Source organism: Qingshengfaniella alkalisoli (assembly GCF_007855645.1).
In the GTDB taxonomy this organism is placed as follows: Bacteria; Pseudomonadota; Alphaproteobacteria; order Rhodobacterales; family Rhodobacteraceae; genus Qingshengfaniella; species Qingshengfaniella alkalisoli.
In genome coordinates, this window is the sequence record NZ_CP042262.1 from 420,316 (window position 1) to 432,913 (window position 12,598).

General features: G+C 56.9%; 10 protein-coding genes and 1 pseudogene. 8 read left to right on the plus strand and 3 right to left on the minus strand.

All coding sequences use genetic code 11. From position 1 onward, the window contains the following. Window positions 1-33 precede the first annotated feature (33 nt). On the minus strand, window positions 34-1,284 hold the full coding sequence (locus tag FPZ52_RS13375) for an extracellular solute-binding protein (RefSeq protein ID WP_146366083.1): 1,251 nt from the start codon (window positions 1,282-1,284) through the stop codon (window positions 34-36). 96 nt (window positions 1,285-1,380) lie between these two features. On the opposite strand from FPZ52_RS13375, the gene FPZ52_RS13380 reads away from it, so the two are divergent. The 8 genes from FPZ52_RS13380 (at window position 1,381) to FPZ52_RS13415 (ending at window position 11,251) form a co-directional block, all read left to right on the plus strand. Then, window positions 1,381-2,568 carry an ROK family transcriptional regulator gene (locus FPZ52_RS13380; protein WP_146366084.1) on the plus strand — a complete coding sequence of 396 codons (1,188 nt, stop codon included), beginning with the start codon at window positions 1,381-1,383 and terminating at the stop codon, window positions 2,566-2,568. Window positions 2,569-2,579: 11 nt separating this feature from the next. Continuing rightward, window positions 2,580-4,910: a PIG-L family deacetylase gene (locus FPZ52_RS13385; protein ID WP_146366085.1), complete on the plus strand. Its 2,331-nt coding sequence runs from the start codon at window positions 2,580-2,582 to the stop codon at window positions 4,908-4,910. A gap of 598 nt (window positions 4,911-5,508) precedes the next feature. After that, window positions 5,509-6,768 (plus strand): ABC transporter substrate-binding protein, encoded by a 1,260-nt coding sequence (locus FPZ52_RS13390; protein WP_146366086.1) that lies wholly within the window; start codon window positions 5,509-5,511, stop codon window positions 6,766-6,768. 64 nt (window positions 6,769-6,832) lie between these two features. Beyond that, the gene (locus FPZ52_RS13395) at window positions 6,833-7,702 is read left to right on the plus strand and encodes a carbohydrate ABC transporter permease (protein WP_146366087.1); all 870 of its coding nucleotides are present in this window, start codon (window positions 6,833-6,835) and stop codon (window positions 7,700-7,702) included. Further along, entirely contained in the window at window positions 7,692-8,498 is an 807-nt protein-coding gene (locus FPZ52_RS13400; RefSeq protein ID WP_146366088.1) for a carbohydrate ABC transporter permease, read from the plus strand. Before FPZ52_RS13395 ends, FPZ52_RS13400 begins: the two co-directional genes overlap by 11 nt. A gap of 19 nt (window positions 8,499-8,517) precedes the next feature. Then, window positions 8,518-9,267, plus strand: coding sequence for a glycerophosphodiester phosphodiesterase family protein (locus FPZ52_RS13405; protein ID WP_146366089.1), 750 nt, complete (start codon window positions 8,518-8,520; stop codon window positions 9,265-9,267). Further along, on the plus strand, window positions 9,264-10,343 hold the full coding sequence (locus tag FPZ52_RS13410; protein WP_146366090.1) for an ABC transporter ATP-binding protein: 1,080 nt from the start codon (window positions 9,264-9,266) through the stop codon (window positions 10,341-10,343). The genes FPZ52_RS13405 and FPZ52_RS13410 overlap by 4 nt, the downstream gene beginning before the upstream one ends. A 44-nt stretch (window positions 10,344-10,387) precedes the next feature. Further along, window positions 10,388-11,251 (plus strand): MurR/RpiR family transcriptional regulator, encoded by an 864-nt coding sequence (locus FPZ52_RS13415; RefSeq protein WP_146366091.1) that lies wholly within the window; start codon window positions 10,388-10,390, stop codon window positions 11,249-11,251. A gap of 274 nt (window positions 11,252-11,525) precedes the next feature. Here FPZ52_RS13415 and FPZ52_RS13420 read toward each other — a convergent pair. Next, window positions 11,526-11,759, minus strand: a pseudogene (locus tag FPZ52_RS13420) (integrase core domain-containing protein); the annotation flags it as partial. 1 nt (window position 11,760) lies between these two features. Next, window positions 11,761-12,549, minus strand: a complete 789-nt coding sequence (locus FPZ52_RS13425) for an IclR family transcriptional regulator (protein WP_146366092.1) — start codon at window positions 12,547-12,549, stop codon at window positions 11,761-11,763. Between the last annotated feature and the right edge of the window lie 49 nt (window positions 12,550-12,598).

The following is a 12,598-nucleotide window of genomic DNA, read 5'->3' on the forward strand; positions in this document are numbered from 1 at the left end:
GGGACACCGCGGCGCCCCATCCTCCGTTTGCATTCATTCCGAGTAGTATTCGTCGAGAATCTTCTGTTCCTCTTCGGCCGCTTGAGCAAGGCTCTCCGCCACCGACTGCCCCTGCAACTCGATCCGGCTGACCATATCCGTCATGGCCTGCCGCTGCGCACTTTCATTCACAAACACGGTCGTGTTCGCGTATTCTAACCCTTTGATGAACGGACCATATACCGCATCGCCCGTGTTTTCATCGGTCAGCGCGGCAGAGGGCTTCGCGGGCAGTTCGCCAACTGTTTCCAGCCAGATTTGCATGGCCTCGTCCGAGGTGATGTACGCCATGAATTTGACAGCTGCATCGTACTTCTCGCCTTCAGCCTTACTCGTGATCGCATTCACCCAGTAGGAGGCATAGTTGTAACGATCTCCATTCGGTCCAGCCGGAAGTTCTGCTACGCCCCACTTCAGGCCTCGCGTGTCATTGAGCGCACCAATCCGGAACGAGCCATCGATATGCATGCCCGCACGTCCCGCTTTGAACGCGGCTTGCGGTTCATCCATGAACGTAGATTCTGTCACCCCATGCGTCTGTTCCAGATCAACATACCATTGCAGCGCTTCTTGTCCGGCCTCGTCATTGTAAGTGACAGTGCGGTTGTCGTCCGAATAGGGCGTACCGCCGAACTGGCGCAGCAGTACTTCGCGCCACCAGTGATGGTCCTGCGCGGTCATGCCCGTTGTCAGACCAACCTGCGTCAGATTTCCCGCCCCGTCTTTCTTGGTTAGCTTTTCGGCAGTGGCGACAAGTTCCTCCAGCGTCTGCGGTGGGTTTTCAATTCCGGCATCGTCAAACAAGCGTTCGTTGTAAAACAAGGCGAGCGAGCGAACTGCGGTGGGCAAAGCCCAGTACCGACCGTCTTGCTTCATGGCTGACACCATCGGGAAGAACTCTTCTTCGATCTGGGCTGCCGGGAACAGATCGTCGGGCAGCGGTTGGATCAGTTCCGCGTCCACATAATCGTTCAACCAGCCGTAGAACAACTGCACCACATCTGGCCCCTCACCCGCCGGAATGGCCGCCGCAACCTTGGTCCGATAATCCGCATAAGGAAAATGGTTCATTTTCACGGTGATGTCGGGGTTCGCGTCCTCGAAGTTTTCGATCAGCTGTTCCATCGCTGTGACGCGCGCCTCGAAGAAGTACTGCCAGTATTCGATTTCCACTGCGCTCGCCGGGGTTGTTCCCAGCAATGCCGCCATGCTGACACCAGCCGCACCCTTAAATAAATTGGTCATTCCGAACTCCCGTGTTGGATGCCGTTTTCCGGCTTGATTGTCTAACGTTAAGTCAAACAATTTGAGTACTCAAGTTTTTTGAGTTAATTGATTGCTATGACGACACCCAGACACATTGCAGGCTCGAATGCCGAACGAACGAAGCGCCACAACCAGCGGGTTGTTCTGGGCCAGATCCGAGCGGCTGGCGAGCTGGGCCGTGCCGAGATCGCGCGCAACTCCGGTCTTAGCATTCAGACGGTCAGCAATATAATTGCCGACCTACAGAACGCCGGTATGTTGCTGGAAACCGGGCGCAAACCCGCCCGGCGCGGCCTTCCCGCAACCCAATATGCAATCAACCCGAATGGATCTGTTGCACTAGGTGTCGAGATCAGGCCCGACACTATGTTCGCGGCATTGCTCAATTTGGAGGGCCGAGATCTGGCGCGCCGGCGAGTGCGGCTGCGCACACATGATCTGAACGAAATCAGTGCCATGATTGCGCAATTGGCAGAAGACATGATGACCGAGGCAAACCTGCACGCCGGTAAACTTCTTGGTGCAGGGATCGTTTTGCCGGGACCCTTCGGAAAGACCGGAATCGCCGGTCCAGAGACCGAGCTAATTGAATGGTCCGGGACTGACGCGCCGCAAAAACTGGTGCAGGATCTGCCCTTCCCCGTCACCATCGAAAATGATGCCAACGCGGCGGCAATTGGCGAGCGTATTCTGGGTGCTGCCAAGGGACTGGGCACCTATGCCTACCTGTATTTCGGCGCGGGTCTCGGCCTAGGCGTGGTGGAGCGCGGCCATCTGATCCGCGGCGTCCATGGAAACGCTGGCGAAATCGGTCATGTGCCAGTTCCATCAGACGGCCAGTTGGTATCACTCGAAACAATCGCCAGCCGCGTCGCCCTTTTCCGCACCCTTGGAGCGCAGGGCATTCACGTGGAAACCGGCGAAGAACTAGCGCAAGTTTTCAGCGACACCCCAACCGTGATGAACCCATGGCTGGATAACGCCGCCGCCGCCTTAGGCTTCGCCCTGCATTTCGTTGAAAATCTGTACGACCCGGAGACGATTATCCTTGGAGGGGCGATGCCCGACAACATCGTCAACGCACTGATTTGCCGTATCGATCCGCCTGCCCGATCGGTGGCCAATCGTGCAGACCGTTCGCATCCACGACTGATTTGCGGTGCGTCTGGTCGTCTGACTGCCACTTACGGCGCGGCATCGCTTGTGATTGACCGTTGTTTCACCCCTCACCTGCCAGAAGCCGAGCCCTTCGCAAGCGCTTAAGGAGACCCACTGTGCCTTTGACCGATCGTGATCGTATTTCGCGTGCCGCATCCAAACCACGCATTGTTGATCTTTGGAACGCCTTGCAGTCGTTGAAAAGCCTCGTCTCGTTCATGAACTCAGGTGCGCACCCCGATGATGAAATATCCGCCATGCTGGCAGCGTTGAGGTTGCGTGACGGGGTGTCGGTTTCTGTGGCCTGCGCCAATAGAGGCGAAGGCGGGCAAAACGACATCGGTACAGAAGCGACCCGCGATCTGGGAACTCTGCGAACAGCCGAAATGGAAAAGTCTGCAGCGGTGCTCGACATACACCTCTACTGGCTGTCGGAACATCCCGACGATACGATCTTTGATTTCGGCTTTTCCAAGTCCGGTGTCGAAACGCTGGCCAAGTGGGGCCGTCAACGCACGCTGACACGTTTTGTCGAGATCGTCCGAACAGAGCGCCCCGATATCCTGTGCCCCACTTTTCTGGACGTCCCGGGGCAACACGGACACCACCGCGCCATGACCCAGCTTGCCCATGAGATCATGGACGCCGCAGCGGATCCGGGTTTTCAGGGCGTCGATCTGCCGGTCTGGCAAGTTGCCAAACTCTATCTACCCGCCTGGTCCGGCACAGGCAGTTCTTATGACGATGAAGTTCCGCCACCGCCAGCCACCGTGGTTGTGGATGGTCTCGGACATGATCCGGTCTCAGGCTGGACGTGGGAGCAGACCGGCCAACAATCGCGTTGGTACCACGCCACGCAGGGGATGGGGCATTGGATCGCCGAGGGGCAGGAACGCAACTGGCCCCTTCATCTGGTACGCTCTGAAGTCGGTGATGCCGAGACAACGATCATGCACGGCTTACCTTCCTCGCTTGCAGATCTGGGTGAAGCCGCGTCACTTAGTACCGCTCAACTCGCAATAGACGCGGCGATCAACGCCTTTCCGAACCGCGCGGAAATCCGGAAGCACGCCTTCGCGGCGCTGGCCGCAATTGATGCGTCCAGATCCGACGTACCGCCTGAACATCAGCATCGTCTCGCACGAAAACGCCAGCAACTGTCAAAGATTATCTATCTGGCGTCGGAGTTGCAGGTGTCTGCCGCGCTGGAAAACGATGTGCTGCGCCCCGGCGATCAGACGGGTGTGATGATAGAATACCGCCCAGATTCAGACCTCACGGCGGATGTATCGATGCAGCTGCCGGGTGGCTGGCACAGCGATGGCAACCAGCTGACGGTGTCAGACACCGCGCCGCCAACCGACCCATATCCGACTGAATGGGATCCACACGCACCGTCTCTGCCCGCGCTACGTATCAGCATGCACGACTGCGATACGCGGGCAGATGTCCATATCCCCCTCGACGTGCCGCCAGTGATCCTGCCTACGCACTCGGTCCATGTCGATCCCACCGCTGCCATCGTCAATCTGTCCCGCGAGACCCGCCGGATCGAATTGAAGCTTCGTGACCTACAGCCGGCGGGTGCTGGGCTGACCGCCGATCTGCCAGCAGGATGGACCAGTAAGATCACTGACGACAGGCTGGAGATCGAACTGCCCGACGATGTAAATGCCGGGCGTTATGAAATCCCGCTATCCCTGGATGGCCACCCTATCAGTTTCGTGCGGCATATTGCTTATCCACATATCGATCCTCGGATGCGGAGCTGGCCCGCGGTCATTCAGATCGCAGCGGCACACATCACATTGCCGGATACGAGGATCGCGTATGTGGGCGGTGGCAATGATCGTGTGCCGTATTGGTTGCGTATGATTGGACTCAACGTAACCGAACTCGATGATACCGCATTGTCGAACCCCGAAACGCTCGCGGCCTTCGATACCCTGCTGATCGGCCTGTTCGCCTTTCGCACGCGCCCGACCTTGTCGACCGTACGTGATCGGCTTCAGAGTTGGGTCAAACAAGGTGGCAACCTCGTGACGCTATATCATCGCCCACGAGACAACTGGGATCCCGACCACACCCCTCCAAAACGGATCGAAATCGGGCAGCCCTCTCTGCGCTGGCGCGTGACAGATGAAACGGCTGCGGTCACAATGCTTGCGCGGGATCATCCGCTTATGACAACGCCGAACCGCATCGACGATATCGATTGGACAGGATGGGACAAGGAGCGCGGGCTTTATTTCGCCAAGTCATGGGACACCGCCTACACGCCCTTGCTCAGCATGAACGACCCCGATGAGTCCCCCCACGAGGGCGCCCTGCTTTCGGCTCGAATAGGGCGAGGCAGACACACGCATTGCGCTTTGGTTTTGCACCATCAGATGGAAAACCTGGTGCCAGGCGCATTCAGGTTGATGGCAAATCTACTGTCCGCCTAATCCGAAGGCGATGTCACGCAGACTTGGGATTCTTTCAGGTCGGTCGGCTTGGGTGTATCTGGATCGGATGGCCAGTACCTCAATCAGCTTGTCTTATCCTGAACGCCGCTCCCGGGAACTAGGGAGCCACTGCTGACCACACCATTCATCACGGGCAGTGGCCGCATCCCCGGAAACGACAAGCCCAATAGCATGGGCGGATATGTAGAAGTTCGCGTTGCGCCCGGAAGAACGAACGGCCGTTCATCTCGCGTACCAGATCGAAAATCGCGAGCTTGGGCGACACGACGGACGTGATCGCTCGACAGCGTCCCGCGCATGATCAGACGGCTACATTGTCTCGCCCGAAGCGCCACCGTCTGTCCACTAAACCCCACCGTCATGCAAAATCCGATGCGTTCGCATCTTTGGATAGAATATATGTCCGTGTCGACCGCCTGAATTCGAAGTTCGTCAGGAGGTCCGAATTAGTCTCCAGCAACCTGACAAAGCCCCCTCACGCTTCATCAAAGCTTCATCGTTCTGTCGCTCTGACGCCGCAAAGGGCGACTATCCGACATCGGGCATATCGCAATTCAAGTTGCACGGAGATGAGACATTGATCGCACAATTGCAGAAATCATCCGCTTTGGGGCTCGTGCTCGCAGTTGGTTCTCTACAGGCGGTATCCGCCGAGGTTGCCGTGGAGTTCTGGCATAGCTTTGGCGGCGCGTCGGGCGAAGCCCTTACGCAGATTATCGAGAATTTCGAAGCAGAGAATCCCGATATCGCAATCGACGCGCAGGAAATCGGGAACTACAACGACATCGTCGCCAAGCTTCAGGCCGCTATTCCAGCACAACGCGCGCCGGACGCGGTGATCATGGAAGTTACTCGCTACGGTCTTTTTGCTGACCGCGGTGTGTTGCTTGATCTGACAAGCTATCTGGATGCTGACCCTCTGAAAGACGAACTGTTCGATTTTGCGCGCGAAGTCGGCGTGTTCGACGGCAAGAACTATATCGTACCCTTCAATTCATCGACGCCTGTTCTCTATTACAACAAGGCCATATTCGAAAAGGCGGGCATTTCCGAAGCGCCGGAACTGGTTACATATGACGACCTGCTGGCGGTCGCACAACAAGTTACCGATGCGTTGGGCGATGAGGGCATCTCCGGCATCGCTGCACCTGGCCAGTTCGCACGCTGGGGCTTGATCATGGACAACGACAGCGACTTGATAGACAGCGTGTCTGGCGAAATCCTGATCGACGCGCCCAACACGATCGAGGCATATGAATTCATGGCCTCGCTGGTTCACGAGCATCAAGTCGCCTCGCCGGATGGTGTGACCAAAGAGAACAATGGTCGCGATGCATTTCTTGCCGGCAAGGTCGGTATGATGATCAACTCCACCGGAAACTACGCTCAAGCGCAGGCTTCCCTTGGCGACGATCTGGCCGTCGTTCCCATGCCGTGCAACAAGACCTGTGCGGTGCCGATCGGCGGCGCCGGAATAGGTATTCTGGCGAGCGCGGAGCAAGAAGTACAGGATGCAGCATACAAGTTCATCAGCTTCGCGGCATCGGCTGAATCGAATGCAATCTGGTTCGACAAGACGGGTTACATGCCGATCAACAAAGGCACGACGTCGCAAGCGGTTGCCGCAGACGCGCTACGCAGCAAGCCCGGCATCGATGTCGCCATCAAACAGCTGGATTTCGCACGTGGACGTCCGCGTCCACCGGTCGTCACGTGGATGCGCGCGACGGAATACGACATGTGGCAGGCAATGGCGCTGGGTCAGCGCGAAGTCGAAGAGACGCTGACGGAGTTCGCAGATCGCACGCGGCTTGAAGCGGATCGTTTGACGAACTGAGCCAATGGACGGCCTACAGTAGGGGGCGTCAACGCCCCTTGCTATCGCGGTCGACGGAATAAAAATGCCTCGAAAACTCACACCTTACCTGTTCGCCTTGCCGTTGTTGGCATTTATCGGCGTGTTTACATACTGGCCAATCGCGGAAAGCCTCAATCTCAGCGTTCGCAGCTGGGATTTCATGTCCCCGACCAAACCCTATGTCGGGTTGGATAACTATCGATTGCTGTTCGATTCCCGTGAATTCTGGAACGCACTGCGCGTGACGACGATCTTCGCGGTCGTTTCGGTGCCCCTTCGTCTGGTGCTTGCAATTGCAATAGCCTCCTACCTGCTGAAAGAGACAGTCCTGTCCCGCTTCATGCGTGGCGCGCTCTTTCTTCCATCCGTCACGTCAACCGTTGCCATTGCAGTGGTGTTTTCCTGGGTTTTTTCGACTGATTACGGGATGGCGAACGGGCTCTTGAACCTGCTTGGCCTTCCCAAGGTTGCTTGGCTTCAGAACCCGCAGGTCGCGCTATGGGTCTTGATCATGGTCAACACCTGGAAACAGCTTGGCTATGATATCATCATCTACATCGCCGGGCTTCAGGCGATCGCGCCGGAACTCTACGATGCCGCCGATGTAGATGGCGGTCGCAAGTTCCATGTCTTCCGCCGAGTGACCGTACCCCTGGTGATGCCAACGACCTATTTCCTGTTGGTGATTTCGGTGATCGAGGCGTTCCAGGTCTTCACGATTGTCGATGTCATGACCGAAGGCGGTCCCGCTGGTGCCACGGATATGATCGTCAACATGCTATATCGGGTGGGTTTTACCCTGTTCGACATCGGCGTGGGATCGGCGCTTGCCGTATTGCTGTTTGTTTTCCTGATTGCGCTCGCGGTCATCAAGTCCCGCGTGGTTGGTCGGAGAGTGCATTATGAAGCTTGAATGGACTCTTTCGCCGATGGCGCTTCTGGCCGCACTGATTTTCCTGTCACCGGTGCTGTATTCCATCTGGATGTCATTCCTGACGGTAGATGCCTATTACACCGGTCAACTGGATTTCACGCTCGACAATTACGCAAGGGCCATCGGCCAGTACAACTTTGCGCGCTACCTCCTGAACAGTGTCATTGTATCCGGTGTGGTCACTCTGGTCGGGTTGACGGTAGCAATCCTCGCGGCGTTCGCATTCGCGCGCTTTGACTTTCGCGGCGGCAACCTGATGTTTGGTGCGGTTGTCGCAACATTGATGATCCCCAGCCATATCACGCTGATACCTAATTACCTGACGCTTGCCAAAGCCGGCCTGCTCGACAGCTACGCCGGATTGATCCTGCCCGCGATTTCCAACGGATTCGCCGCATTCTTTCTAAGGCAATACATCCGCGGCATTCCCAAAGCGCTGGATGAAGCGGCCTATATGGACGGTGCAACCCCTCTTCAGGTTCTGTGGAGGGTGATTGTTCCCGTGGCGCGTCCGGCGATCTTTTCAATGGGGCTCTACATCTTCATCAGCGAGTGGAACAACTACATCTGGCCGCTCGTCGCGGTTGGCAAAGACGATCTGTATACCTTGCAGGTCGGGTTGGCACGCCTGTACCGCGTCAACCCCGGTGAGGACGTGGTCGACTGGCCGCTTGTTATGGCCGCCTCCACAATCACCATCCTGCCGGTCCTGCTGGGTTTCTTGATCGTCGAACGTCATCTCGTGCGTGGGATCACCATGGGCGCCGTGAAATAAAATCAAAGGAAAACAACTCATGACACGTATTGCATCTCATCGCGGAGGCACGCTGGAATTCGGAGACAGCACACCGAGCGGTTTCAAAGCCACGGCGGGCATGGCGCTGGAAGAGGTGGAATTTGATCTGCATCCCACGTCTGATGGCGAGATCTTCGTCCACCATGACCCCACACTCGACCGCACCACGGATCAGACCGGCGCGATCAGCGACCACCCCGCGCGCAAGGTGCGGTCGGCTGTAATCGATTACAGCGCGGGTCAGTCCCCACTTACCCTGACCGAACTTTGCGCCATCTATCATGACAGCCCGGTAGATTTCCGGTGTGAAATCAAGCCCGGCGCAGACGGAAACCCCTACACGGACTTTGTTCCACGCGTCGTGCAAACACTGGCGGAGAATGAACTATTGGATAGGACAGTCTTCTCATCGTTCCTGATCGATACCCTTGACGAGTTGGGCAGCGCATCAGAAAGGCCGCGGCTATGGCTTGTCAGCCCTGCGGTACTTACCCAGCTTGGGCTGAAGGCTGTGATCGACGTGGCAATCGCCCACAGCATCCCAGAGATTGGTGTACACATTGACCGTGCCAATGCGCAGATGACGACCGAGGTTACCGATGCCGGATTGGAATTCGGCTGTTGGGCTGCGCATGATGGCACGCAGATCGACAAGGCACTTGCGCTCGGCATAAAGGTTTTCACCACGGACCGCCCCACCCTCGCTATCGCAAGGCGTCGATCGCTTGCCTCGGAGGCCGCAGCATGAGTTCGATCCAGCTAAGGGATATCCGTAAGTCCTACAGCAACGGACCGCAGGTGCTTCACGGTGTCTCCATGGACATCGAAGCCGGTGAATTCATCGTCATAGTGGGGCCTTCGGGATGCGGGAAATCATCGCTGCTCCGGCTGATCGCGGGGCTGGAACCCTGCGAAACCGGAGACATTATCATCGGCGGCACGCGCGCGAATGACCTCGCGCCCCAGGATCGTGATATCGCGATGATTTTTCAGAACTACGCTCTGTACCCGCACATGACGGTATTGGAGAATATCGCGTTCGGGCTCGAGCTACGACGTGTTCCCAAACGTGATCGCTTGCAACGCGCCCATGACGTTGCCGAGATGTTGCAGCTCACGCCATTTCTCGACCGCAAGCCGGCCGCTCTCTCCGGAGGCCAACGCCAGCGCGTCGCCATGGGGCGCGCAATGGCACGCAATGCCACGACCTTCTTGATGGATGAGCCACTGTCCAACCTCGATAACGCACTACGCGTGGCGATGCGTACAGAGATAAAAGCTTTGCATCGCAAGCTTGGGGCAACCATCGTCTATGTCACTCACGATCAAACCGAAGCACTTTCCATGGCGGATCGTGTTGCCGTGATGAAGGACGGGTGCCTGCAGCAGTTCGATACCCCGGCCGCAATCTACGATCAGCCCCGAAATCGCTTCGTCGCCAGTTTTCTCGGTACGCCGGCAATGAACTTTTTCGAGGCCTGCCATCTTTCTGATGCGTCTGTCGATCAGCAACTCGATCTTGGAATTCGCCCTGAACACATAGCGATCAGGCGCGCCAAGCCACCAATGTCAGAACCCGCGGTCGAGGCATCCGTGAGCATGATCGAGATGACCGGTGCAGATCTGATCATTCACTGTGTTAGCAAGGCGGGCCAGATATCCGCCATCACTGCGCGCAGCGCCAACGTTCCGCAAGAGGGAGAGACGGTATGGCTCGGATGCCCTGAACGGCATCTGTTTCATTTTGACCCGGTGTCCGGTGAACGCGTATCAATGGCCGAACGAAAGAACACACACCATCGGCAAGACATGGTTCCCGCATGAACAGGCGAGAGATCAGGTACACTAGATGCTGAGCGGATACTAATTTGAGCGATCAAGACCTCACTCAATTGCACTCTCTGATCTCCAAGCATTCAGAGAAACTTACTCCGGCTGACGCGCGTATTCTTGATGTGCTCATCAGCGATCCAATACGCGCAGCCATGCAAGACGGCAAGGAGGTGTCCGATCGTGCTGGTGTCCATCCTTCATCAGCTGTTCGGCTCGCGCGAAGGCTGGGGTTTTCAGGATATCGAGACCTCAAAGCGTTTCTGCAGGATAGTCTGACACGCGAGCACGGAGACTTCATCCATGCAGAGTCCAGGATCGCCGCAAGACTGGCTCGCTCTGAAGAACGCAGTCTCGTCCAAGACGTCCTGGACAGTGAAATTGCAACCCTACAGGCCGCGCGCGACACCATTTCCGACACTGATATCCGCCACTTTTCTGAAGCGGTCATGGCAGCGCGCCGCGTGTTTCTGTTCGGACAGGGGCATGGGGCAGCAATAGCAAAGCTTGTCGAGATCAGGTTGCAAAGATCTGGCTATGATGCACGAGACATGTCCGGGTCCGACCAACAAATGGCCGAGCAAATCGCCTCGATGACTGCGCGCGATGTCGTTTGGATATTTGCTTTCAGGCAGATATCCAAGCGCCTGCAACGGATGCATAATGTTTTGGTCAGCGGCGGCGTGAAAACACTCGTTATATCCGACATTCGAGCAGCCCGGTTCCTGCCGAAACCCACGTTGCAGATCAATGTATCGCGCGGGGCACCGGGCGAACACCAATCAATCGCCACCCCGATGACAATCGCCAACGGGATTATTCTCGATCTGGCGCGCATCGACGATGGTCAGACACTCAACGCATTGTCGAAATTCACTGAGGTGCGGCAAAGCATGGCGTGACGATGATGGCCAAGGCACCCGTCGTTTAGGGACTGAGCCCCTTACATCGTTGATCGCGCCGCAAGTATTCCAATTGAACGGTTCTGAAGGTGTAGACGCCCCCGCTGGCCTCGAGGTGCCATTGTGGGCTTGCCAGCAACCTGAATGGCGCCGTCTACACCTTCAAAGCTCTTCAAGGTGTACCCAAGAACAGCATGACAAGGCGTACCGCAATCACATCACGATACGCCAGCGCTGTTAGGCACCTAGGTTGTCCTGACCTGCCACTGAACTTTCATCCAGCCGCGACTTGAGCCCGGTTCGGGTTTACGCCAATCGGCGCAGGTGGAGCAATCGCCCGACGCGCGGAGTCTTCATCTCGCACAGTGGGTCGGGCGATTGCGGTGATCGGGGTCCGCGCGTAGTCGGGCGGGGCCTGGTAATCCAAGGCCGAATGTGGGCGTTCGGTGTTGTAGTCCGACGCCCAGGCCGCAACCACGACACGCGCGTGTGCCAAGGGACCGAACACTTTATGTGTTCAGATCGGCTCCCAACCGCTGTGAAATAGTAGAGGCAATCCCTTTAAGTGTCGTCACGATCTTCGTTTCTTTCTCGGTCGTTACTTCCTCTACTGGAAGGCTGACCGCGACACCGGCAACTGGCGCATTGGCAGAATTCAGCACCGGACATCCGAAACAAATCATACCGTCGCTAACGGCTTGATTGTCGACGGAGTAACCGCGCCTCCTGGTCTCCTGGACAAGCCTCAGAAGATCATCGAGCGTTTGCGGCGAACGCGACGTCATGGACGGCGGCATGCCATCCTGAAAGCGACGGCGGATTTCACTGTCTGTCATACAACTCATGAAGGCGTGGCCCGTCGCTGTAAAAGCCATGGGCAAACGCATTCCAACCCGAAAGCTGAACCATGGCGTATGATCCGAGTTTCGAGCGCCGATATAAACGACCTCATTGCCGTCCAAAACGGAAAGCGTGATCGTCGCACCCTGCAGTTCAATCGCACCCTCATCCCAAATCCGTGCAAACTCGGCGGCGACGTCGCTGCGATGAGAAAAGGCCCGTGACCATCGCATCACATGGGGACCAATTGCAAATGTCTGGTCCGAGTTTCGGACAAGCAGATCAAGTGACGTAAGGGTGGCACATATGGCATGGACAGAACTTCGTGCCAGGTTCATCCGTCGACTGATCTCGGAGACGGTCAGCGCTCCCTGTTCCCCCGCTACAAGATCGAGAACCAAAGTAGAGCGATTGATCGCCGGAACCAAAGATTTTTTTGCCTTCGTATCCTCTGCCATTCTGATGGTTCACACCCTGAGTTCTTTCAATAACGAAATTGACGCAACG

What these genes read in the sequence shown, in the direction of transcription:
- FPZ52_RS13410 (WP_146366090.1), top strand. Translation starts at nt 9,264, where the DNA reads ATGAGTTCGATCCAGCTAAGGGATATCCGTAAGTCCTACAGCAACGGA.
- FPZ52_RS13405 (WP_146366089.1), top strand. Translation starts at nt 8,518, where the DNA reads ATGACACGTATTGCATCTCATCGCGGAGGCACGCTGGAATTCGGAGAC.
- FPZ52_RS13425 (WP_146366092.1), bottom strand. Translation starts at nt 12,549, where the DNA reads ATGGCAGAGGATACGAAGGCAAAAAAATCTTTGGTTCCGGCGATCAAT.
- FPZ52_RS13400 (WP_146366088.1), top strand. Translation starts at nt 7,692, where the DNA reads ATGAAGCTTGAATGGACTCTTTCGCCGATGGCGCTTCTGGCCGCACTG.
- FPZ52_RS13375 (WP_146366083.1), bottom strand. Translation starts at nt 1,284, where the DNA reads ATGACCAATTTATTTAAGGGTGCGGCTGGTGTCAGCATGGCGGCATTG.
- FPZ52_RS13395 (WP_146366087.1), top strand. Translation starts at nt 6,833, where the DNA reads ATGCCTCGAAAACTCACACCTTACCTGTTCGCCTTGCCGTTGTTGGCA.
- FPZ52_RS13380 (WP_146366084.1), top strand. Translation starts at nt 1,381, where the DNA reads ATGACGACACCCAGACACATTGCAGGCTCGAATGCCGAACGAACGAAG.